General features: G+C 35.1%; 26 protein-coding genes. 7 read left to right on the top strand and 19 right to left on the bottom strand.

The features are described from left to right. Positions 1-16: 16 nt before the first annotated feature. From QP953_RS04875 to QP953_RS04910, 8 genes are all read right to left on the bottom strand, one after another. Positions 17-1,780, bottom strand: coding sequence for a hypothetical protein (locus QP953_RS04875; RefSeq protein WP_309554142.1), 1,764 nt, complete (start codon positions 1,778-1,780; stop codon positions 17-19). Further along, on the bottom strand, positions 1,777-2,073 hold the full coding sequence (locus tag QP953_RS04880) for a hypothetical protein (RefSeq protein WP_052594616.1): 297 nt from the start codon (positions 2,071-2,073) through the stop codon (positions 1,777-1,779). Before QP953_RS04880 ends, QP953_RS04875 begins: the two co-directional genes overlap by 4 nt. A 90-nt stretch (positions 2,074-2,163) precedes the next feature. Then, the gene (locus QP953_RS04885; protein WP_052594614.1) at positions 2,164-2,457 is read right to left on the bottom strand and encodes a hypothetical protein; all 294 of its coding nucleotides are present in this window, start codon (positions 2,455-2,457) and stop codon (positions 2,164-2,166) included. A 2-nt stretch (positions 2,458-2,459) separates the two neighbouring features. Next, a complete protein-coding gene (locus tag QP953_RS04890) occupies positions 2,460-2,777 on the bottom strand; it encodes a hypothetical protein (protein ID WP_309554144.1) in 318 nt (105 codons plus the stop codon). Then, on the bottom strand, positions 2,777-3,070 hold the full coding sequence (locus QP953_RS04895; RefSeq protein ID WP_052594609.1) for a hypothetical protein: 294 nt from the start codon (positions 3,068-3,070) through the stop codon (positions 2,777-2,779). Before QP953_RS04895 ends, QP953_RS04890 begins: the two co-directional genes overlap by 1 nt. 46 nt (positions 3,071-3,116) lie before the next feature. After that, positions 3,117-3,428, bottom strand: coding sequence for a hypothetical protein (locus tag QP953_RS04900; RefSeq protein ID WP_052594607.1), 312 nt, complete (start codon positions 3,426-3,428; stop codon positions 3,117-3,119). 55 nt (positions 3,429-3,483) lie between these two features. After that, entirely contained in the window at positions 3,484-3,750 is a 267-nt protein-coding gene (locus tag QP953_RS04905) for a hypothetical protein (protein WP_052594605.1), read from the bottom strand. Between the two features lie 372 nt (positions 3,751-4,122). Then, positions 4,123-4,929 carry a hypothetical protein gene (locus QP953_RS04910; RefSeq protein ID WP_052594603.1) on the bottom strand — a complete coding sequence of 269 codons (807 nt, stop codon included), beginning with the start codon at positions 4,927-4,929 and terminating at the stop codon, positions 4,123-4,125. A gap of 289 nt (positions 4,930-5,218) precedes the next feature. Here QP953_RS04910 and QP953_RS04915 point away from each other — a divergent pair, with 289 nt between their 5' ends. Beyond that, entirely contained in the window at positions 5,219-5,560 is a 342-nt protein-coding gene (locus QP953_RS04915) for a DUF6150 family protein (RefSeq protein WP_052594601.1), read from the top strand. A gap of 136 nt (positions 5,561-5,696) precedes the next feature. Further along, complete coding sequence (locus tag QP953_RS04920) at positions 5,697-5,819, top strand: hypothetical protein (RefSeq protein ID WP_309554145.1); 123 nt, start codon at positions 5,697-5,699, stop codon at positions 5,817-5,819. A 25-nt stretch (positions 5,820-5,844) separates the two neighbouring features. Here the strand turns inward: QP953_RS04920 and QP953_RS04925 are convergent, their stop codons facing one another. The 9 genes from QP953_RS04925 to QP953_RS04965 form a co-directional block, all read right to left on the bottom strand. Further along, positions 5,845-6,366, bottom strand: coding sequence for a hypothetical protein (locus QP953_RS04925; protein WP_052594597.1), 522 nt, complete (start codon positions 6,364-6,366; stop codon positions 5,845-5,847). Positions 6,367-6,380: 14 nt separating this feature from the next. Beyond that, positions 6,381-6,875 carry a hypothetical protein gene (locus tag QP953_RS04930; protein WP_309554147.1) on the bottom strand — a complete coding sequence of 165 codons (495 nt, stop codon included), beginning with the start codon at positions 6,873-6,875 and terminating at the stop codon, positions 6,381-6,383. Between the two features lie 124 nt (positions 6,876-6,999). After that, positions 7,000-7,518, bottom strand: coding sequence for a hypothetical protein (locus QP953_RS04935; protein WP_309554149.1), 519 nt, complete (start codon positions 7,516-7,518; stop codon positions 7,000-7,002). A gap of 129 nt (positions 7,519-7,647) precedes the next feature. Beyond that, positions 7,648-7,779, bottom strand: a complete 132-nt coding sequence (locus tag QP953_RS04940) for a hypothetical protein (protein ID WP_309554150.1) — start codon at positions 7,777-7,779, stop codon at positions 7,648-7,650. A 16-nt stretch (positions 7,780-7,795) separates the two neighbouring features. Beyond that, complete coding sequence (locus QP953_RS04945; protein ID WP_309554151.1) at positions 7,796-8,386, bottom strand: hypothetical protein; 591 nt, start codon at positions 8,384-8,386, stop codon at positions 7,796-7,798. Positions 8,387-8,391: 5 nt separating this feature from the next. Continuing rightward, positions 8,392-10,806, bottom strand: coding sequence for a T9SS-dependent choice-of-anchor J family protein (locus QP953_RS04950; RefSeq protein WP_309554152.1), 2,415 nt, complete (start codon positions 10,804-10,806; stop codon positions 8,392-8,394). A 346-nt stretch (positions 10,807-11,152) separates the two neighbouring features. Continuing rightward, the gene (locus tag QP953_RS04955; RefSeq protein ID WP_309554153.1) at positions 11,153-11,803 is read right to left on the bottom strand and encodes a hypothetical protein; all 651 of its coding nucleotides are present in this window, start codon (positions 11,801-11,803) and stop codon (positions 11,153-11,155) included. A gap of 104 nt (positions 11,804-11,907) precedes the next feature. Then, complete coding sequence (locus QP953_RS04960) at positions 11,908-13,557, bottom strand: SulP family inorganic anion transporter (RefSeq protein WP_309554154.1); 1,650 nt, start codon at positions 13,555-13,557, stop codon at positions 11,908-11,910. Between the two features lie 299 nt (positions 13,558-13,856). After that, a complete protein-coding gene (locus QP953_RS04965; RefSeq protein ID WP_309554156.1) occupies positions 13,857-14,237 on the bottom strand; it encodes a hypothetical protein in 381 nt (126 codons plus the stop codon). A gap of 351 nt (positions 14,238-14,588) precedes the next feature. Here QP953_RS04965 and QP953_RS04970 point away from each other — a divergent pair, with 351 nt between their 5' ends. Further along, the gene (locus tag QP953_RS04970) at positions 14,589-15,251 is read left to right on the top strand and encodes a DUF2459 domain-containing protein (protein WP_309554157.1); all 663 of its coding nucleotides are present in this window, start codon (positions 14,589-14,591) and stop codon (positions 15,249-15,251) included. Positions 15,252-15,695: 444 nt separating this feature from the next. Here the strand turns inward: QP953_RS04970 and QP953_RS04975 are convergent, their stop codons facing one another. Further along, positions 15,696-16,430 (bottom strand): hypothetical protein, encoded by a 735-nt coding sequence (locus tag QP953_RS04975; protein WP_052594581.1) that lies wholly within the window; start codon positions 16,428-16,430, stop codon positions 15,696-15,698. 384 nt (positions 16,431-16,814) lie between these two features. Here QP953_RS04975 and QP953_RS04980 point away from each other — a divergent pair, with 384 nt between their 5' ends. Then, positions 16,815-17,624 (top strand): SDR family oxidoreductase, encoded by an 810-nt coding sequence (locus tag QP953_RS04980; RefSeq protein WP_309554158.1) that lies wholly within the window; start codon positions 16,815-16,817, stop codon positions 17,622-17,624. A gap of 26 nt (positions 17,625-17,650) precedes the next feature. Here QP953_RS04980 and QP953_RS04985 read toward each other — a convergent pair whose 3' ends face one another. Further along, entirely contained in the window at positions 17,651-18,079 is a 429-nt protein-coding gene (locus QP953_RS04985; protein WP_052594577.1) for an LIC_13387 family protein, read from the bottom strand. A gap of 296 nt (positions 18,080-18,375) precedes the next feature. Between QP953_RS04985 and QP953_RS04990 the strand changes: the two genes are divergently transcribed. The 3 genes from QP953_RS04990 to QP953_RS05000 all read left to right on the top strand — a co-directional run bounded on the left by QP953_RS04990 (position 18,376) and on the right by QP953_RS05000 (position 21,363). Next, the gene (locus tag QP953_RS04990) at positions 18,376-19,323 is read left to right on the top strand and encodes a M23 family metallopeptidase (RefSeq protein ID WP_052594575.1); all 948 of its coding nucleotides are present in this window, start codon (positions 18,376-18,378) and stop codon (positions 19,321-19,323) included. A gap of 100 nt (positions 19,324-19,423) precedes the next feature. Continuing rightward, on the top strand, positions 19,424-19,837 hold the full coding sequence (locus QP953_RS04995) for a hypothetical protein (RefSeq protein WP_309554159.1): 414 nt from the start codon (positions 19,424-19,426) through the stop codon (positions 19,835-19,837). A gap of 506 nt (positions 19,838-20,343) precedes the next feature. Next, the gene (locus tag QP953_RS05000; protein ID WP_052594571.1) at positions 20,344-21,363 is read left to right on the top strand and encodes a fatty acid desaturase; all 1,020 of its coding nucleotides are present in this window, start codon (positions 20,344-20,346) and stop codon (positions 21,361-21,363) included. The last annotated feature ends 41 nt before the right edge of the window (positions 21,364-21,404 follow it).

Below are 21,404 nucleotides of genomic sequence, written 5' to 3' on the forward strand. Positions count from 1 at the left end.
GAAGAGAAGCTTGGTATTATAGAGGTTTTCGCAAGGCAACACGGGCATCTTCGTACAAAGTGATAGGGTAGTATTGCTCTAACCACTGTTTTTCCTCTAAAGATGCCACTCGATCTTCTTTGTCCCATAAGACAACAGGATAAAGACGAGTATTGATAAACGGAGCATGGTTTTTACTGGCTTTAGCTTCCATAAATACCTTTAAACGTTTTTCTTTTATTAAATAATAATACTCCAATAAAGGCTTGTCATAGTTGGAAAACAGATAAACTTCAGAAAAATTATGTTGTAGGAGTACGTTTGATATTGTTTTTACATTTTGATCTAGTGTTGCACTCCAACGAATGGCATAGTGTACTTCTGTTCGCCAAATGTTAAAAAAGCTTAAACTAAGACCTATTAGGATGAATACAACAGAGGATGTTAGTTTCTGGGTATAATGAGAACCTATTATTCCCAGAGATAGTCCCACCGCAATACTCAAAAAACACCAAACACGATAAGGAGGTTGCGTACCTATCAAAAGGTTCAAGAGGGAAGGAAATAGTAAAAAAAGGATAACCAGTTCTATCGTCCTTTTGATTCGTTGAGCCGTTGTTTCCCACCATATAGAGAGGGTACAGCAGGTTAACAACAGCCAAAACCAATAGACAGAGGTGCCACGTCCTCCTCCAAAAAGTATCCAATCGGCTACTTTGTCTTGATAAGAGACAAAATGTTCACCTTGGGGGGCTTCAGTAGAAGCAACTGCAATCAGGGTATTAAAACCATTGGTGATTAGAAAGGGAAAGTATAAAAGAGTTGTTACCAAAAGAACACTCAATAAGCTTATTAACCATTTTTTATACTGACCAGATTGGGTGAAAAAATGAATGCCTAAAAATGAATTGATCACCAGCCAAATGTAGGCATAGGTCGGAACGCTGTAAAATCCTAAAATACTAGCAATAATCCATACGCCCCAAAGGTAATTCGAGGAAATCGAACGGTGTGGAGTGCTTAGTTTTAAACTTGTCCAGAACGTCAAAATAGTGAAAAATATCTGAAAGATATATCCTCTTGCGTACATAGAATAGAAGCAAATTGCTGGTGAAAATGCAAACCATGCTAAGGCGATTAATGCCCATTTCCGCTGTCCTAATAGGCTTCGAACCATACCGTAAAAAAGGATGCAGGTAGCTATACCTCCCAAATAAGCAGGAAAACGCAAACAATATTTGGCTTCAAAGGGCAAGTAATCAAACCAACAAGCAATTAAGGTATAGAGAATGTGATTGTTGTTGGGGCTAATTGCGGAAACAAAAAAGCCATTAGAAATGAAATGGTTATAGGTCCATGCTTCATCGTATTGAAGTTCGTAACGGTATATTTGGAGGATTCCTCGGAGGGAAAAAAGCAATAAAATGGAAAGGAAAAAAAAGGTTTCTTGCTTTTCAAATTGCTGAATCTGGCAATGAATAATATTTTTGGATTGTTGCCCAAAATAAGCAAAGCTCGTTGCTAAGTATTGTGTTTGAGTATAAAGCCGATAACCAATAAAAGCCCAAAATAGACTTAGTATCAGGACCAAGTATTGCAATAGATGGAAGCGGCTAGGGGGAAATACTTCTTGCTCAAAATAGGTGCGCCAAGACTCTTTGTGCACCATTTTTAGAATAAAACTTGTTAATGTTTCGTAATTCACGATCCACAGACCAAGACTCCCTAAAATAACGATGACAGTTATTAATACAATGGAAATGTTTAAGAATCGTTGGATACGTAAAATGCTGTTGTTCACCTCAAGTTTTTAATAATAGATTTTAGTTCATTAATCTCTGCTTTTAAATCAATTGCTTCACGCCCATTGGTAGGAGGATCCATAAATTGACTATCTGTCAAAATCACTTCTACATTGCCCAATCGTTGTTCTAAATTAGAAATTTGATTTTGTACAGCTTGTAATTGTTCAGCAAGGGCTTTTTGTTGCTTTTCTTGTTCCATTTTTTCTTTGAATGCTTTGTTAGAAGTAGTCAAGGTATAACCAATAACCAGCAACAAACAAAGGGCTAATAATCCAGCTAATACAGGCATAATAGTATGATCAATTGAATAAACAAAATAGTCCGTTTAAGCACGGATTGAATATGAAGAGTGTATCAGTGCAGTAATCTACGAATAAAGTTACGAGTTCATTTTATTTTCTTGATCAATTCGGATTTGTTCTTTTTCGTAAGCTTCAATATCAATAAATCGTTTGTCTTGACTTAATAGGTATTTGATATTGGATAACTCTTCTTTCATTTCCTCATTTTCGGCCATTACGTGTCCCAGTTGTTGCTTTATTTCTGAGGCGCTTTGATTAGAATGAGAATTATGTTTGTATTTTAACTCTTGTAATTTGAGGTAAAAACGAGTTAAGATAAAAACTAAAATAACTGTTGAAACACAAATAAAGAGGGCTATTTCTGCTAGCATAATTATAATTCAAATTTATTTCTTTTATCAATTTTAATTTGTTGCTTCTCGTACGCTTTTAAGTCAATAGCCTGTTTGCTGATTTCTCCACTAAGTAAATATTTGATGTTTTGCAATTCCTCTTTCATTTCCTCATTTTCAGCCATCAAATAGCCAATATCTTTTTTTAGAACATCAACTTGACTCAACTCCTTTTCTTCTGCAAATTCTCGCTTTAGTTTTTTTAGTTTTAGTCGCAAGATTTGAAACAGAAAGAAAAATAAAGTTACAAAAACAGCCCCAAAACCAAAAACAATTGCAAGTTCAATTATGACTTCCATTATGAATTAAATTTATTCTGTTGATCAATTCGGATTTGTTCTTTTTCATAATCTAAGTCAATGCGCTTGGAGTCATTGGTCAATAAATATTCTAGATTTTTAAGCCGTTCTTTGATTTCGTCATTTTCAGCCATCAAATGACCAACTTGTTTGCGCAAATCAGAAACCGCTTCATTGCCACCATTTTGGGTTGCCTTTAGCTTTTCAAGTTTTAATTTATGAGCATTGGATAGGGCAACCAGTGGAATAGAAAAGATCATAATAATGGCAATAATGGGAACAAGAATTTCCATAATATAAATTTGCAAAGATTAAGAAATACAATTAAGATAATAAGATTTAAAGGGATAAAGAACCTTTGGCATCATAATCCAATCTCATTTGCTCTTTTTCATAATCTAAATCAATGCGTTCTCGTTTGTCCTGTCGACTTAGTAAATACTTAATGTTGTGGAGCTCCTCTTTTATTTCTTCATTTTCATGCATTAAGTACTCCATTTGTTGTTGCATATTTTTAGTATTGGCATTGGGTTCTATTAAGTTGTGTTTTTGTCGCAAGCTTTGAAGCTTGATTTTTAGGTAAGCTCCAAGGAAATAAAATCCCATAGGGACACCTATCACGGTAAGCATAAACAGAAAAAACTCGTCCATAGTTGGTTGTTGTTTTAGTGAAAAGAGATGAAGTAATTAAATAAGGTTCGGTGGTTTAGTATTCAAACTTATTGTTATTGTTGTCCAATCTCATTTGCTCTTTCTCATAATCTATATCAATATAATCTTTTCGATCTGTCATTAGGTATTCCAAATTTCGTATGCGCTCCTTCATTTCTTCATTTTCTGCCATCAAACGACCTAATTGGAGTTTGACTTCTTTAGAATTGGCACCACCACGTTTTTCTTGTTTTAGTTTTTGTTTTTGAAGGTCGAAATAATACCCTCCAATAACCATTATTGCAATTGCTGTCCAGAACATCTGATTCTTTTATTTTTTATGATTTAATATTATAATTATTGCGCCTAGAGCTGTTTTTAATAGCACACATTTGTTAGTTTCATTACTCCGTTGAAAAATCGTATTAGTTTGATTATCAGCAAGATGTATCTTTGTTGGTTTTTGTGCTAAAAGATTGATAATCAAACTAATGCAAGATGCTTTTTTACGTTTTTCGTAAGAAAACTAAAAAATCAACGGAGTATTATTAGTTTAATACTCCATTGATTAACTTTGTTGCTACTGCATGGTTTCAACGAAGTAATGTTAGCTCGTATACTTATATTAACCATTAGAAGAAGTTTCAGAGTTCCTAAAATGAATAAGTAGTTATCTAGAAATCGACTTACGCCCTTAAAAACGCCCCAAACCAATGTCTGGAATCGATAAACGGATGCCATTATTTTTTAGAATGGTTTGCACTATTCTAAATTCTTCCCATAAATCATTTATACGACCTTGTGTGTTCATAAGTTGCCTATATTCTGTAACAATTGGATGGAGCAAGCTGTTTAGCAGGGCAGGGGATAATTGTGTGGTGTTTTGCATCGCAACCAAAGCGTAAAAACGCATTTTGGGGTCTTTTAAATAACCTCCAATCGTTAAGATAGATTTTTGTATTCCTGTAGGCATTTGTGCCAGTAAGGACAAAGCTGCTTTGATAATATCAGGGTTTGAAGACCGAGCATAAGCATCGATATATGCCCAAAAAGGCTCTAATTCTCGGTCGAAAGAGCGCAAACACTTCAAAAAATGCAAACTCACTGTATCCGAGCGATTGTCCATTAATTCAAACCACCGCTTGAACATGTCTTTCCTGGGAGCTCTACGAAAAGATTTGAGTCGACGAATAGTTTCTTTTTCTAAGAGTAGAGGCTTTTTTTTAGAGGCTTGATGGACTATTTTTTTGTAGGAAGCATTGGGGCAATACCAATGCATTAGATCATTGATCCATTCTATTTGTTGAGCTGGCAATTCAGATGGATTGTGCCACAATAGGGCTAATAATTCTTCTAGTTCTGTATTGGGTTGAAGTAAATAAAACAAAGCTTTGCGTAAATCTCTTTTAGCAACAGATAAAAAAACAGTTTGGCAATGTTCTTTGGCATGATGAGGAAATGTTTGAATTAGAAACTCAAGTTGTCGGTCGTATTTGTCCATATTGTACGCTTATGTTCAAAGGAATCATTTATTTATAATACCTGATATTGTAAGTTACAAAAAAAAAGCTGATTTCTTGAATGGCTTGTTGCTGTGGGTTTTTTAGAGAGTTGATAATCTATTCGTTGTGGGGAGGTTACTCTTACTTGTTTAGAAAGGAAGTGGTGCTGTAAATAATGTCTTAATTTTTGATATTACAGGGCACTTTCTTCTTCTTTCTATGGTTATAATTACATAAAAATACCTATCTTAGGTAATTAGATTTTTATCAAACAAAATAAAAAAAAACATGAAGCAATTATTCTTCTTATGTGCCTTTGTTATTTTTATGACAATGTCGACACAAAGTAATGCCCAAAAAGTTTGGGAAGCAAGTAGCAAGTACGATGCCGATGTAAAGGTATATGTTGTCGATTCAAAATACGATGCAGATTTAGTCGTTTACAAAGTAGATTCTAAATATGATACCGACAAAGCAGGTCGATGGTTTTTTGTCGATTCAAAGTATGATGCAGACAAAAAAATCTATTTTGTAGATTCAAAATACGATGCTGACCTGAAAATCTATTACGCAAGTTCAAAATACGATGCAGGCTGGCGTGAAAGTGGTAAGAAGCATATCATGCACTAAAAAATAATACAATTATTACATCGCTTCGATTTTGGGCAGTACTATTGGCTAAGAGTTTAATAGGTCTAAATTCGAAGCGATTTTTTATTTTCTTAATAGTTGTAAGTAAGAGGTCAGAAAAAATAACAAGTAAAACATGAAACCTATATTATACTATACCTTTTTTTTGGAAGGAAAGAAACTATATTATATCAATACAGGAGGGGAATATATGAGAGGGGGAGAAAAAGAAATAAAACTTTTGATGATGGAACAGTAGAGTTAAGGTCATGTAGCAATAGTTATTATAAAGGACCAATACCATAAATAATGATTAATAGCAAAACTCGATAGGCAATCCAAGAAAGCGTAATACTCCAATGCAACTTTAGTCGTTCTACTCTATCTTTGTGGATTAAAATAATAACCCCAACGATGACCAAAAAGTAAGTCGTATACCACCAAGGAGCATCCCAACCTGTCCACCAAGCCAATAACAAAACAGGCATCAAAAGTAATGCACCAATAAGAGAGACTGTCATCATGTTTCCTAAATAATGAATCAGTCGATTTTTGGTAAGATGCCCAATAACAACTGTTTGAAAGATTAGTTGTCCTGCACTCATAAAAAACTCTCTATAAAAGCCTTGGTCAGGAACAACAGGAACCAACAACTCGCCATAATATCCTAATAAAATAGAGATAAGCAACCAAGCTAGAAAGATATAAAGCCATCGCCACCCTAAATGAGGATTGATGAAATGATCGGCTTCGTATTGAGCAGGAGGAAAAATAACAAGCTTATTTTCTTGAATGAAACGGCTCATGACTAAAAAGCTGTTTACTTGATAATATGATAACGAGCAGCTTTATCTTGTTGATACAATTCCAATGATTGCCCTGTCAGTGCCTGTATCGCATCAGACATTATTTCAACATAAGATTTACTACTAGACTCCCATTCCAATGGAGCTTTGATGTTACGACGAACCGTACCGTTAAAATTGGTATAAATGCGTTGCATAGAACCATCTTTGGCATATTCTAAATTAAAAGAAGCCGTGCTTTGTACAATATCTAAAAAAGCAACTTCACTAGCTCTAGATGCAGCAGCTATATTGTATTCTCCTGAAGGAATAAAAAACAAGGTTCCTTGGTTGGAGAAGAAAGCATGGGCAAAATCTTTAGTAGGAGTATAGATGTCTTGAAAGGGGACTTCCTCCAAAATTTCTACTGCCAAACCAAGCGCATGGGCAAAAGATTCCAAAGAATTTTTGTGGTTTTTGTTGGTAATGACGACCGAAACATCCAAACTAATAGCAGGGGTAGTTGACATGATATATGAAGTTGTATAAACTATAAAACAAAAACTTGATTTTTCTATCTTGCAGAAGATAAATATACAACAAAATGTTTTCAAAAGCAAGCTTTTGTTTTGTATGGCAGGAAATAGTTCCTATTTATAATAACTTCACGGCAGCAGCTCTTGCTTCTCCTTCTGGAAAGTGTTGTAAGTAAGTCTTAACAAAGGTGTTATCACCAGTTGCCTTGTAATGTTCCTCAGCAGCCTCCCATATATTATAATCGAGCATTTCGGTATCAAATCCATTTTGTAAAGACAAAAGGTAGTGTGCTATTGCCTCTGGATATTTTCCTAGAAAAAAGTAAGCCGCTCCAATTTGATTTTCACAAGTGCCTTTTTCGGATGGTTCTTGTTCCATGATTTTCTCGAAGGCTTTTATACAAGCTTCGTATTGTCCTTTTGCTAGCAATTGACAAGCAAAATTGATGGCAGAATTTTTATCTTCTTTGCTCAATAGCTCTAAAATTTCTGCTTGCATGGCTTGTGCTTCTTCATGCGAAATCCCTTCACCTTGTGCTTTGTTTAAGGTAGCATAAATAGATCTTTGGTTGTCTTCTTCTTTTAGTTCTATGGCATCCTTCTTAGCCTGTTTTTTAAACCAATCTAATAACCCCATTTTTAAATTTTTGTGTTGTGTTTGAGTGAGTCTTATACCAATTGTTTTTGATAATCAAAATATTGGATGTAGAATCATTGAGATCTAATTTAAAACTAAATTAGCATAAAAGTTATAAAAAAATAAAACTTACGCTAAAAAGTTATAATTATTATTGGTTTCTAAGATAAAATGGTTGATAACCATAATTTTTAGGTCAAATTCACAAAAGGAGCTAGCATTTTGCAACACATAGTTCTTGTTGTGAATTTGACCTGTCATAAATTTTAAAAAGAGACTAATTATTATTGACATAAACTTGAGTGGAAGAAGCCGCTTGTCGCTCAAAACTCAACCGCCGAATATAAATACCCGAAGGAACAGTTTTTATATTCTGGATACGTTGTCCTTGAAAGTTAAACCATTCTACAAGAATAGGCTTTTGTTCCTCTAATTGATAGGTTACTGTATTGGTGGTTGTCGATGCCGTAACTTTTAGCGTCCAAAGAGATGTTTCTGAATTGTTTAAATCGGTAAGTTCAATTTCTGCTGTTCCAACACCTGCTGTATTTCCAACTGTAAAGTCTACAAAAATAGGAGCAACTTGATTGGGACTCATTGTGAAAGTAGAAAAAACAATTCCTAGAGGGAGGCATTGCTGAGGGTCGCAAGCGACAACAGACCAATCACTGGGTGTGTGGACATTTTTTAGCAATAAACTCATTTGTAAAAGAGAGGCGTTTTTGTTTCTTAACGTTCCTTCTATAGCAACATAGCTATTGGTTCCTGTTGTAAAACAAGTATCTGTGAAATTTAAAGAAAAAGAAGTTTGAGCAGTGATACTTGCTGCTAATCCCAACCCCATTAAGATAATGCAAATCGTTTTCATAAAATTTAGTTTTGATAGATGATTTCTTGGGTGAAGAGTTCTTCTCCAAGTTGAATGGTTAGAAAATAAACGCCCTGTACTAAATTCGTACTCAAATGTGGTCTCATTGTTACGAATTGACGACCAGCAGGAGTGGTCTTGTTCTGCCAAAAGCCGACCTGTTGCCCTATCATATCCACGATTTCTATGCTAACATTAGCAGTAGTAGCTAAATTAAAAGCAACGGTCAAGTTATCCGAAAAAGGATTGGGATAGATATTGATATTAGGGTTAGTAAGGAGCTGAATTGCTTGGGTGGAGGTGGGAGATAAATTTTCATTAAACCCAATCTTATTCGCATTGAGAATCGCTCGATTATACCTGTCGGCAGAATGTCGTTGCACCAAGCCTATGATTTCTAATTGGTCTAGGTTAAAACTATCAGGAACTGTCCAAGTAAATAGTTTGGAGCAGTTGCCAACAGCTACCGAAGTAGGAAGACTACCTTGAGTTCCCCAAGCACCATCGAGGTTGGCTCTAGCTACATGGCGGTGATAATAAGGAAATGTATTGGCGTTTGCTTGGTTATAATTGGCATCAAATTCGTTGGAGACACTATCTTCTGTAATGATGACGTTGAGTCGAAGGTCATCGTGCGGGTAGGCAACAAAAAACTCAGCATTTACCTCAACTGTTAATTCGTGGGTTAAAGTATCGTAGGCTTTTTGTAAGAATGTAATTTCTATAGGTTCTATCAAATCTCGATATTCTTGATAAGGAGCTTCCAAGTTATTATAAGGACTAAACCACAAACTTTGGGTACTTGGGGATTGGCGGCGATCAATGGTCAAACTTGGCAGTCCCCTCAAACCCATGCCACCCGCTACTATATTTCCATCTGTATAGGACATAATGTCACCATTATGAATAGCTGTGACAATAAGATCAGGGTTTCGATCTGAAAAAGCAATGGTCGAGTCCAGTCCTTCTGGACAAGAGGTACACCAAGTCGCTGTATGTTCTTCTAATACTACTCGTTTTTTGGGAAGGTAAGGAAGGACTTCTATTGTTTTAGTAATACTATCATTGGATAAATTTAAATCAGGAGAACCATTAGGTGCTGAAATCCAAATCTTTAATGTATGTGTTCCAGTTGTATAAATTCCTATAGAGTCACTAAATAAAAAATCATTGCTACTTAAAGGATCGTATGTTAAACCAGTAAGTGTTTCAGAGTTAATTGTACCGTTATCGACTTGCCAGTGGATGTCTATAGAGTTAATTACATCGCTTCCTAAATTTTTAATTTTTCCTTTTACAGGACTTTTGCCAACGGCCATGTATTGATAAGGAAAAACATGATTTAGTTCTAAGTCATGTGTCGGTGGTTCGTAAATATGGATGTTATCAATAGCTCCACCTCCTTGATCGTATGTAAAGTTGAAATCCCTTGCTCTAAAGCCAATATATACTTTAGGTAGACCAGCCCAATTTGTTAGATCGATTTGAAAAGAACGCCACCCATCTATAGAATAAATTCCTTTCACATAATTCCAATTGATAGAGTCTGTACTAACAACGACGTCCATGTAAAATCTCCTATCCGAAGCCACCCAAGTATCAAATTCTAAAAATACGCTACCATAGTTACTTAAATCTAAACTAGGCGTATGCAAAAAATCGTCTACATTGTTAGGCGTTCCATTTACGCCATCGTGTTTGGCATCATTAATAGCTGCTACACACCCACTATGTGGGGGAATAGCTACGGTATTCCCAGATAAAGCACTGGGAGTGCCAAATTCAAACCCTACGCCTCCCAAATGTTCAATAGTTCCCCAGCCACTTGGCAGCGTACAAGCATCAAAACCTTCAAATAAAATCGTATTGCCAACAAAAGCAGGCTCAAAAACAACCACATCATCAATTGCCACGCCACTAGCATAAAAACCGTTATCATCGTGTTTAAAAGCAAGGTACACGGTAGATGCTCCAGCATATTGCATCAAATTAACTTGATAGGTTTTCCATGCAGGATTCGTTGCAATGTCTTGAAGTGTATTCCAAGTGGTTCCATCTGTACTCACTAAAATACTTCCCTTTGAGTTATAACTTCCATTAATGAAGGTAGAAAAAGTCAATTGAGGCATTGAGGCTGCGCTCAAATCAATCGCAGGGCTAATGAGTAAATCATTACTCATATCACAGTTACAAGCATCGTCATTAGAAACGGCAAAGTTGGAATGCGGAGGAATTTGAAAATTGGTGCTGGATAGAGAAGTGTAAATCCCGACTTGCCAACCAGTAGAGCTTATTGCCTGTTGTCTAGACCAGCCTGTTGGCAAGGTGCCACTTTCAAAGTCCTCAGAAAAAAGAATGGTTTGAGCTTGTAAAGATAAAAAACTGCCCACCCAAAAATAAATTAAAAAGTTAAGCTTCATGATTATAATAGATTTTGAGACTAAAAAATCGTAGTGTAAAAATTAGGAAATCATTCCTTCTTGTTTAGTCGGATACGACAGAACAAGATTCTGGTGGGGAGAAAATATTTTACTAGTAGAATTAACTTTTAGTGTACGCGATAGCACTGCTGATAGATCATATGCCTGCGTTTTATTCAAAAGTAGATGATGGACATATGGAATAAAAGTACATATTATTTTGTTGATAGATATGTTTTGAGTGCTATGTGTTTGATTGGTAGGTTTTTATGAGTTTATTTGTAGGTCTGTTTTAGATATAGTGGTAATCCCGCTATTTAGGTAATATTTCATCATGGATAAAAAACTATACCTCAAAGTTGTCATCATCTAATAATAAAAGATTATGGTTGATGGCTTGGGAAGAAGAAGGTAAAATGTGAATGATACGATTGATTTTGGGTTGAATAAACCAAATACCTATGGGAAGAAAATACAAGAGAAAGAATGTTATAATACATTCCTTAAAGTAGACTTGTCGCTGTAATTCAGCGGTCTTTATTGTTTTAGCTACAAAAAAAATAGTGTGCAAAATACCATATAGAGCACACAAGTGAAATGGAAGGATATATAGAAATATTTTGATGGGATGGTGCTCAAAAGAAGGGGCAAAGAAGGAAATACCCGTCAATTGAAATAAAACACCTTCCAAGTATAAACCATAAACAATAGGAATAAAAATAAAGAATTGGAATCGTTTGATATTCAATCTTAACTCTATAGGAATGGAACGTTGCAAAAGAATACCAACCGTTCGAAACCAAAGTATCAAGCTTGATAAAAAATAAAGAACTACAAAAGGACTGATATAGGTAATGTGATAATCTAACATTTGTCGGTTAAGGAAAGGAGGACTTCCTACAAGAAACCGAAAGGAAAGGAAATGAATGCTGCAAGGGATAACAAATAGAATGAAGAAGATTTGCCAATGTTTGGCTTTTGTAAGATGAATAAACATAGATTAGTTGGGGTGTAAGTTGTTTGAACAATGACTTTGTATATTTAAAAGGCCATTTACCAATAAGTAAATGACCTCTTTAAGTAATTGTTATGAGCAAAATTTTATTCTGAAATAAGTTCAAAATGATTCAAAGCCCGCACTTCTTTTTCCTTTTCGGGGGTCAAATCAATTGTTGTAACTGTAATATTTCGACTAGCAGCATTGATCTTAAAATCCTCAATGATTTCTATCACATCATGGTGAATAAAATAGGTGTTGCTAGCATCAATTTCTAGGTGCGTTCCGTTTGGAATCTGCGCTAAAGTACCCTGAATAGAGGCTTTATTTAAGAATGTTACATCTTCTGACAGAACCAAACGAATATTAGAACCTTTGCCTTGTTCAACGCGAGTAGCTACTCTATAATTGTTGCGCAAGATAATGAAAATGGCAACAGCCATTCCGATTCCAATTCCAACCAATAAGTTGGTAAATAAAATACCTAAAATCGTAGCAACAAAAGGAATAAATTGACTTAATCCTTGCTTATACATTTTCATAAATAAAGAAGGTTTGGCTAATTTGAAACCAACGACCATCAAAATAGCAGCTAAGGTTGCTAATGGGATTAGGTTGAGTATGTTAGGAATAATGATAATACTCAATAAGATTAACACACCATGTATGACAGCAGAAGCTTTGGTTTTCCCACCTGATTGTTGATTGACAGAACTTCTAACGATAACTTGTGTAATCGGAATTCCACCAATCAAACCACAAACAATATTACCAACCCCTTGTGCTTTTAACTCTCGGTTAACAGGCGTAACACGTTTTAAGGTATCTTGTTTGTCAGAAGCTTCTGTACAAAGAAGTGTTTCCAAACTACCAACAACAGCCAAAATAATTGCAATGACATATATTCTGGGATTGGTCAAGGCACTAAAATCTGGAAAAGCAAAGTTGCTAAGAAATTCGTTGGCGTTGCTAGCAACAGGTATATTAACCAAATGATCGCTACTAATTGCCCATTCAGGGTTGGAGGCAAATGCAACGTTTAGCAATACTCCTAAAACAACGACGACCAAAGGTCCTTGAATTAATTTGGTCACTTGATTTTTTTTGAAAAATGGTGTTTCCCAAAGGATTAACAGAGCCAAAGAAATCACAGAAATTACAATGATGCTGAAACTCATATAGTTGAGCATATTAATCAATTCTGAAAAAGTATTCTGACCATCAGCTTGAGAAAAACCCCAATCGGCTTCGTTGACAGGATCATAGCCAACAGCATGAGGAATTTGTTTTAGAAAGATGAGAATCCCAATTCCTGCCAACATTCCATGTATAACTGAAGAAGGGAAATAGTAGGCAATAACTCCTGCTTTGGCATATCCCATAATCAACTGAAGAATACCAGCTAAAACAACAGCCACCAAAAATATGTTAAAGCTGCCCAATTCTGTAATGGCACTTAAGACAATCACTGCCAAACCAGCAGCGGGTCCACTTACTCCAAGAGGAGAACCACTTAAGGCTCCTACTACAATTCCTCCGACAATTCCACTAATCAATCCCGAATAAAGTGGGGCGCCAGAAGCCAATGCAATTCCTAGACACAAAGGCATTGCGACTAAAAATACAATAATACTGGCTGGAAAATCGTGTTTGAAGTTTTTGAATGGGCTTAAATCATTTCCTTGTTGAGGAACTCCTTGTTGAGGATTTTCTGGTTGAGGAAGGTCATCTAATAAATTATCTGTAGATTTCATTTTATTTATAACTTGAATAAAGTATTGATACTTAAAACAAAAGAACAATACATTTCGGGGTATTGTGTTTTGAAGGCAAATTCAATACAGTTTTTTATATTGATAGAAATGCAGTTGATCGAACGGCATCTTTATATTTAATGGTAGTGTTAAGAACGGTTTGTCTAAGGGAATTAGCCGTACTCAACTAGGTTGTTGCTATTAAATCAATAGTCATTCATAGACTATAAGTCATAGAAGAATAAAGCAAAAATATATTAAATGATAATTTAATGTATTTGCATTTGATTGATTTTTGGTTATCCAACCTGTTCAGGAGGAGGGAGGAGAATTTCTAAGAAGAATTCTCTAATATAATGTGATTGACAAAGTAAATTGGTGGCTACCCGTAAATGGACAGCTATATTATTAATGGCGAGATAAGTTGTGTGTTTAGGCGTCAAAAACTCAGATTCTTTTTTTTGTTCTTCTTTTAATTCCTCTTTCTCTTCAACGTCATCCTCCTCCAAAGATTCACACAGTTCGTATTCTGTCTCGACTAAATTGAAGACAACTTCAATTGTAGGTTGTGCAACAAAAAAAAAGGCAATAGTACATATGGTGATATACCGAAGTAAATCATATAAGTTGAATTTATTGTCTATAGCCCAAGGTTTTATCATTCCTTTAGTATGTCTCAATTTTTTTTAGTGATAGTAATGCTATCTAATATACTAGTTTTATTAAGATTTGTTCCGAAGAACTAGTTTTTTTTTTGAAAAAAAATGATTTTAACTCTTTTTAACTTTATAAACAATTTCTTTTATTTTAGTACTTCACAAAGTTATATGGATAGGCGAGAAATCGCCACATTTGAGCTATATTATTTCTTTGAGTTGTCTTTCATTTTTTTGTAAAAATTGAATTCAATTGATTGTTAGAAAAATGATCGTAAACTTGTTACCTTGTAAAGGTTTGGGGTTATCATAAAAAAAATGACGATTTGTATAGAACCTCCAAAATCTTAGACGATATACTTTAAACCTAAAAACATGAAAATTATACTTTTCCGACTAACTAAGTACTTGCTCATTTTCTTGGTAGTTTGCCTCGTTTTTGTTCTCAACTATATTTTCTTTGCTTGGTTTTTATCTAGATTGACCACAACACCCAAGGACTATAAATGTGATAAACCATACACGGTTTATGCTACTAGCAATGGCGTTCACATGGATTTAATCTTCCACAAAAGTTTACTAGACGAGGCTTTTTTAGTTCAGTTACAACCAATAGAAGGCGATTATATTGCCATAGGGTGGGGTGACAAAGGATTTTATTTACATACACCAAGTTGGGCTGAGTTAAAGATTAGTACAGCAATTGCAGCAGGTTTTTTGCCTAGTAAAACGCTGATGCATTTGACCCACTACAAGTACCTCAATTCAAAATGGAAATCTATCGAACTGTGTGACGAGCAATTAGCAGCCATGAAAAAATTTGTTTATGAATCGTTTAAATACGACAAAAAAGGAACGATCCAGATTTTAGAAGGAACGGGCTATCGAGACAATGACTTTTTTTACGAAGCCAAAGGAAACTATACTTGTCTATATACCTGCAATATTTGGGTCAACCAAGCCTTAAAAAAGGCAGCTGTAAAGACAGCAATTTGGTCGCCTTTTGATCGAGGAATTTTACGCCACTTATCTAAATAACAATAGTTTGTTGAAACCACGGAGTAGCAGCGCAGCTAAACTTTATTAGTTTACTTCGTGAGTGCTGCGCAGTTGATAATTAATGAGTTATGATTTTTATCGCATTTTGTATTAAAGCTTTGATTATCAAACTAATATAAGTGTGGTTTTTTATCTTTTTGGTAAAAAAGTAAACAACTAAGCGATAGCGATCTCACGACCGCAGGGAGCTACCACGAAGTAGCACCGCAGGTAATCAACGAACTACTATAAATAAGTAAGAGGTCAGAAAAAATAAGAACAAAAAATGGGATTATTTTTGCGAATCCAAGAAGAAAAAGGAAGGCTTAGCGAGCTAAGACAAGTTTTTCTGATGAAGTGTAGCGCAAAAAGAAGGCTGTTTTAGCTACGCTGCTACTGCGTGGTACTTGTTATTTTTTTGAACGATTACTTAGATGTTACTTATCAACTCAAATGTTGAGGGCGCAAAATCCACATGCCATATTTGTTGTGGAATCCATCTCCTTCTGGATAACGAGTGTCTTTTTCTTCTAAGATTTCGAAATGAGGACTATCCTCAATAGCTGAAAAAGTTTCGCCTGCTTGAATTGTCGGTTGCTCAACAATTTGATAAATAGAAAAAACATCCAAGGTATAAATAGCGGTATTCATATCAACGGCACCAATAACAGCATCTCGAAGTCCTAGATTATGCATCCCACAAGTATAATAAACATCATCTTGTGCGCGCAACTTTGTCACAAAAGCATCGTAATACTTAGCGTCTTCTTGCAAATTGCAGATGTTATTCCATGTTTCTGGACTAAAAGCTTTTCCTGTCGTTTCTATTTTGACACCCAAGCCACCAATTTTTAACAAAGCTTGGCTTACAGTCATCATTTTCTGAGCTAACTCTAAGTTTCCTCCTTCTCCAATGATGTATACCGTGAACGTATGTTCGTCTATTGACTGAAGGAATTCCTCAGAGAGTTGTCCCATGCCCGCAAATTCAAATGCTTGACGTAAATTGGAATCTTTTTCATAAATTTCTAAACCAAAACTCTCTTGAGTTTGGTCGTGAATGAGCATCATCCCTGCAAAAGTATATCCGCCACTATTTTTCGCAATTGCTTCCACGATAGCATCTCTATTTTTCCATTTACCAGGAATTCCAATCACAATAGTTTGTTCGTCTTTCATTTGATATTGTTGTTATAGTGAGGTGCAAAAGTACAAAGAATAGTTGTTGATTCTTATGCTTAGGAATAAATAAATTGAATGCAGTTGGTGTTTTGCCATTTGATTCAACATCCTCTACTTCTCTAAAAAAATGCATTGTTTGACTCGAGAGGGGGGCAGCGTTAACCATCCATAGAGTAGATTTTATGATTTGGGTAGGTTTAATTTTATTTGATAATAAGTTTGTTATGCGTGTATTCTTGTTTTTTTAGATATAGAGGTGAAAAAGCGATAAAGTATTCTTAAATTGAATGTTGCTAACGAATGAACTATTAATTCGAGTTGACAAAGTTTTTTAAGAACCACCTAGTAGCAGTGCCGCTAACTATTAAAAAATAAATGCCAATGAAACGAAATTTTGAAGATAAAGTGCTTGTAGTGACAGGTGCCTCGGGGAATTTAGGTCGGGCAATCTGCAAGCAATTTGCAGATGTTGGGATGAAAATAGCAGCCTTAGATATTAACCAAGCTAGTTTAGACCAACTAGAATCCCAACTTCAAGCAACAAAGATAGAAGTGCTCCCCATCATTTGCGATATTACCAATCGGTCATCCTGTTTTGCTGCAATGGATAAGGTCTTACAACATTGGGGACGAATTGACGGACTAGCCAATAATGCAGGCATTACGCATATTGAACGTTATGTCGATATGGACAAAAATAAAGCAATTACGCGCCGAGTAATGGAGGTTAATTTTTTTGGGTCAGTTAATTGCACAGAAGCTTGTTTAGATCAAATTCGGAGACACAAAGGCTTTATTATTAATATTTCAAGTGTGGCGGGATTTGCCCCTTTATTGGGGCGTACTGCCTATGCCGCTAGCAAACATGCTTTACACGGTTTTTTTGAATCGTTGAGAAGCGAACTCCAAGAAGAGGGGGTACATTGTTTGATGGTTTGTCCTTCTTTTATTCAAGCCCCCTTGGAGACTGAGGATGCTTCTTTAGATAAGAATTCTATTTATCAAGCGAAAAAAACAATTGGAAAAACAGTTGCAGTGGAAGAGATTGCTCAGGATATTTACCAATATTGTCAAAAAAATAAGCCCTTACTCATTTCTGGGAATACAGGTAAAATTTCTTATTGGTTGCATCGGTTTTTGCCTCAATTGTACGAACGAACAATGATTAAGCGCTTAAAAGAAGATCTCTAGTAATGATGTTTAGCGATTTAGAATGATTATCGAATGGAAGGTGTAGGAAGGCTTAGGTAGGCAAGTCCAAACATAATAGCAGCTACTCCAGTAAATACAATTGGAAGAATAAAAAAGTATAGGATAGAAACAATACAGGCAATACTAGCTACCAAACTATTTAATAGTAAAATTGAACGTATGTTTAAAGCCTTGTTAGTACCAGCTTTTGATAATAAAAGATTAAGTATTCCATAGCCCATAATTAGTACAGCCATAAGGATACTAAATCCATTATAAAAATTTAGAATGTTGGTTTCCATGAATAAAGGGGCGACGGTAAACTGTTCCATTTGTGCTGCTAATATTAGTTGTTTTTCTGTTGGTGTCATCAAGAAATGCCCACTAAGATGTAATGTGCCAATAAGGATAAAAGCCCATGATCCAATTTTTTGATATAGTGCTGAATTTTTCATTTTGATAATTATAAGATGAATAATTTAGTAAACTTGATAAAAAAGGCTAAAAGCCTTGTATAGATATAGTTAGAGTTTTAGGATGACAAAATTCTAATAGTGTTCTAGAATTGTTTAGGTCAAATATACTAAATAAAAATAAAATTAGGTCAAGTTTACTAATTTTATTTGTGCTTCAGCAACTGAAAAATAACTACCTTTCATTAGAATAGTTATAGTTAGGTAGAAACAACTCAATAGAGTTATGAACAAAGGAAGTAGAATATTATTGTTAGATTTATTAATCCCCCGACAAAATGGAAAAATTAAAATTTTTTGGAGAAGTATTAGGTCTTTCTCCATTTAAGGAGCGGATGCGCCAAACCAAAATCGCTTTATTTGGACAAGAAGATGTGCCAGGATCAAAGTTTGGCTTATCAAGCTTATCGCAATTACACCCTAAAATTTCTCCTACCTTATGGCGAGGAAAATTTTACATAGACCGAAAGGCCATTTTATCCAACTTAGTCAATCACATCCAAACACCCATTGAAAATGGTTGGTCGGTCAAGCGTACCCAAATTAGAGATTTTCGTGGCAAACAATTGACTTATGATAGTCACAATGGAACCGATTTTGCAATTCCTGTTGGTTCTACGGTTTGTACTGCTGCCGCAGGAGAAGTAGTGGCCATTGAATCAGAATTTAACCGAGGAGGTTTAAAGATATTTATAGATCATGGCAATGGCTTGATGACGTGTTATGCTCATTTAGCTCGTTCTTTGGTTCAAGTAGGAACGATTTTGAAACGAGGGGAAGCAATTGCGTTATCGGGGTACAGTGGTTTGGACGCATTGATTTTTTTTCCTTTAGGCATTCCTCACATTCATTTTAATGTTTGGCTAAATGGAGAGCCTATCGACCCTTTCCCTTATGATGATAAGACGTCGATGTGGCGCAACGGAGATCTACCAATTCCTGCTCCAGAGCGCAATGATACTCCTTTTGAGCCTTCTGTATATGATGCTGAACAAGTAGCTAAGATGATAGCTATTTGTAAAACGGCTAGTGTGCGAGAACGATTATTAGGTATATCCAGTTTGAAAGAAAGAGCCACTCAAACAATCATTCAAATGAATTATTATCCAACTCGTTTTGATGAGCGTCATAATGTATACGATAAAAAATACTTAAGAAGCCCTCGTTTGGATATGCCTTTTAGTGGAACAGCTTTTGATGGAGTCGTTTTTCTAGATGAACTTTAAATAGGGTTGGTTCTATATCTCGATTTTACATTACTTTGTGGATTTTAATTAAAAAAATTTATCCACAGACTACTTTAATATATTAAAACTAAAAAACATCATGACTAAAACCACAGAACCCAAAAAAGCATTTGCTAAAATTGAAACAAAAGAAGATGCTTTGGGAGTTATCAAAGAAACAGCTAATGGATTTTTTGTCGTTGCCTGTCTCCAAATTATAATTGGAATTATTTTAATGCCTGCGATTATACTAGATGGGGTGGTTCTAATTGTACTAGGCTTATTACTGAGACAATTAAAGAGCCGAGTTGTTGCGGTAATTTTATTCCTTTTTTCTGTTATCGCTTTTATTATGACAATTATGAATAAATTTGGAATTTCCTCAGAAGGAGGTGGGAATATTTTTTTAGCTGGTTTGATGGTGTACATCAGCATTCGAGCAATTCAAGCGACATTCCGATACTATTTATTGCTAAATGATGTGGCGTCTAAAGAAGATATTTTAGATAGTTAAAAGGTTCCATTTTTTTGCAAGTTATATTATTAGTAGTTAGCTGCGCTGCTACTACGTAGTTTCAACAGAGTAATGATTATACGACACGTGATTCAAGGATGGGGCAACTGATGGCTATAGAAATATTTGATCAACTTCTATTAGGGGAAATACCCTAAAAAATGCATCTAAAAAAGGAAGTTATATCATAGAAGTTTGTACTTGTAAAATAGAACAAAAAGGTTGCTGGATTTAGGTTTTTAGTATTTTGTAAATGCTAGAATCTATGAACCTATTCTTAATAATAATAATGTAAAAAAGATACAAATCATCAATAAAAATGATCAATCGTAGTGTAGAATAAACTACATATCTTATCTTTGCAGCGCAAACGAGTTGAAAGCCCTTGAGGGGCTTAAATTTTGACTAAATATTCAAGGAATAGCCTGTCAATCAATCTTTCAACAACGTAGTAATGCAATTTTATAAGTTGATTGTATCAATCAAAAAACAAAAAAATATAAAATATGGCAATTCATAGAGCATCAAAAAATGACTACTACTGGGCTGACGATAAAGAACCGCATTTTCAGCGTAGACAAGAAATTTTAAAGGCGCACCCAGAAGTCAAAGAGCTTTTTGGAATTAATCCTAAAATGAAATATTTTACAGTGTTGTGGGTAACCATACACATGACTATAGCCGCTTTAAGTTATCAATTGATCGAAACCAGTTGGATCCTTTTCTTATTAATAACTTACTTGGTGGGGTCAACAATTGTACATGCTATGTTTTTAGCAGTGCATGAAATTACACACGACTTGGCATTTGAAAAAAAATCACACAACAACTACTTTTCTTTTTTTGCTAATATTCCGATGATCTTCCCTTATGCTATGGCGTTTAAATACTACCATGGAGTACATCACTGGTCACAAGGAACGGATGGAGAGGATACGGATATTCCTACCTTGGGTGAAGCAATGTTATTTAAAGGTTTTATAGGGAAAGTAATTTGGTTTGTTAGTCAGATTTTCTTTTATGCCTTGCGTCCAATGATGGTAAAGAAATTGAAAATCAATAAATGGGTTATTTACAATGCTATTTTCCAAATTACAGCTATGACCTTATTTTTTGGAGGGTTAGCTATTTACGTTAGTACATCTGCTGCCTTGTATGCTTTGCTCTATTTGGGCTTGTCATTGGTGTTTGCAGGTGGTCTAAATCCTGTATCTGGACACTTCATTTCAGAGCATTATGTATTTGAAGAAGGACAAGAAACGTATTCTTACTATGGTCCTTTGAATTTGGTAACGTTCAATGTAGGTTACCACAATGAGCACCATGATTTTCCTCGTATTCCTGGAAGCCGTTTGCCAGAGTTAAGAAAAATGGCACCAGAGTTTTATGATAATTTACACTCGTATAATTCTTGGTTGGCGGTTAACTGGCGTTTCTTAACCGATAAGAACGTGAGTCTGTACTCTCGAACCAAACGCAAAAACCCTGAATTGGAGAAAACAAAAGCACAACCAGCACAAGTATAGATTGTTTGTAACAATAAGAATAAAAATGGTGTTGTACGGGT

Source organism: Aureispira sp. CCB-E, assembly GCF_031326345.1.
GTDB lineage: Bacteria > Bacteroidota > Bacteroidia > Chitinophagales > Saprospiraceae > Aureispira.

Bases quoted from the DNA above. Each gene is read 5' to 3' on its own strand.
- QP953_RS04950 (WP_309554152.1), bottom strand. From the start codon at position 10,806: ATGAAGCTTAACTTTTTAATTTATTTTTGGGTGGGCAGTTTTTTATCT.
- QP953_RS04905 (WP_052594605.1), bottom strand. From the start codon at position 3,750: ATGTTCTGGACAGCAATTGCAATAATGGTTATTGGAGGGTATTATTTC.
- QP953_RS04910 (WP_052594603.1), bottom strand. From the start codon at position 4,929: ATGGACAAATACGACCGACAACTTGAGTTTCTAATTCAAACATTTCCT.
- QP953_RS04980 (WP_309554158.1), top strand. From the start codon at position 16,815: ATGAAACGAAATTTTGAAGATAAAGTGCTTGTAGTGACAGGTGCCTCG.
- QP953_RS04945 (WP_309554151.1), bottom strand. From the start codon at position 8,386: ATGAAAACGATTTGCATTATCTTAATGGGGTTGGGATTAGCAGCAAGT.
- QP953_RS04975 (WP_052594581.1), bottom strand. From the start codon at position 16,430: ATGAAAGACGAACAAACTATTGTGATTGGAATTCCTGGTAAATGGAAA.
- QP953_RS05000 (WP_052594571.1), top strand. From the start codon at position 20,344: ATGGCAATTCATAGAGCATCAAAAAATGACTACTACTGGGCTGACGAT.
- QP953_RS04940 (WP_309554150.1), bottom strand. From the start codon at position 7,779: ATGACAGGTCAAATTCACAACAAGAACTATGTGTTGCAAAATGCTAGC.
- QP953_RS04925 (WP_052594597.1), bottom strand. From the start codon at position 6,366: ATGAGCCGTTTCATTCAAGAAAATAAGCTTGTTATTTTTCCTCCTGCT.
- QP953_RS04985 (WP_052594577.1), bottom strand. From the start codon at position 18,079: ATGAAAAATTCAGCACTATATCAAAAAATTGGATCATGGGCTTTTATC.
- QP953_RS04955 (WP_309554153.1), bottom strand. From the start codon at position 11,803: ATGTTTATTCATCTTACAAAAGCCAAACATTGGCAAATCTTCTTCATT.
- QP953_RS04960 (WP_309554154.1), bottom strand. From the start codon at position 13,557: ATGAAATCTACAGATAATTTATTAGATGACCTTCCTCAACCAGAAAAT.
- QP953_RS04920 (WP_309554145.1), top strand. From the start codon at position 5,697: ATGAAACCTATATTATACTATACCTTTTTTTTGGAAGGAAAGAAACTA.
- QP953_RS04890 (WP_309554144.1), bottom strand. From the start codon at position 2,777: ATGGAAGTCATAATTGAACTTGCAATTGTTTTTGGTTTTGGGGCTGTT.
- QP953_RS04990 (WP_052594575.1), top strand. From the start codon at position 18,376: ATGGAAAAATTAAAATTTTTTGGAGAAGTATTAGGTCTTTCTCCATTT.
- QP953_RS04895 (WP_052594609.1), bottom strand. From the start codon at position 3,070: ATGGAAATTCTTGTTCCCATTATTGCCATTATTATGATCTTTTCTATT.
- QP953_RS04935 (WP_309554149.1), bottom strand. From the start codon at position 7,518: ATGGGGTTATTAGATTGGTTTAAAAAACAGGCTAAGAAGGATGCCATA.
- QP953_RS04930 (WP_309554147.1), bottom strand. From the start codon at position 6,875: ATGTCAACTACCCCTGCTATTAGTTTGGATGTTTCGGTCGTCATTACC.
- QP953_RS04885 (WP_052594614.1), bottom strand. From the start codon at position 2,457: ATGCTAGCAGAAATAGCCCTCTTTATTTGTGTTTCAACAGTTATTTTA.
- QP953_RS04970 (WP_309554157.1), top strand. From the start codon at position 14,589: ATGAAAATTATACTTTTCCGACTAACTAAGTACTTGCTCATTTTCTTG.
- QP953_RS04900 (WP_052594607.1), bottom strand. From the start codon at position 3,428: ATGGACGAGTTTTTTCTGTTTATGCTTACCGTGATAGGTGTCCCTATG.
- QP953_RS04880 (WP_052594616.1), bottom strand. From the start codon at position 2,073: ATGCCTGTATTAGCTGGATTATTAGCCCTTTGTTTGTTGCTGGTTATT.
- QP953_RS04995 (WP_309554159.1), top strand. From the start codon at position 19,424: ATGACTAAAACCACAGAACCCAAAAAAGCATTTGCTAAAATTGAAACA.
- QP953_RS04915 (WP_052594601.1), top strand. From the start codon at position 5,219: ATGAAGCAATTATTCTTCTTATGTGCCTTTGTTATTTTTATGACAATG.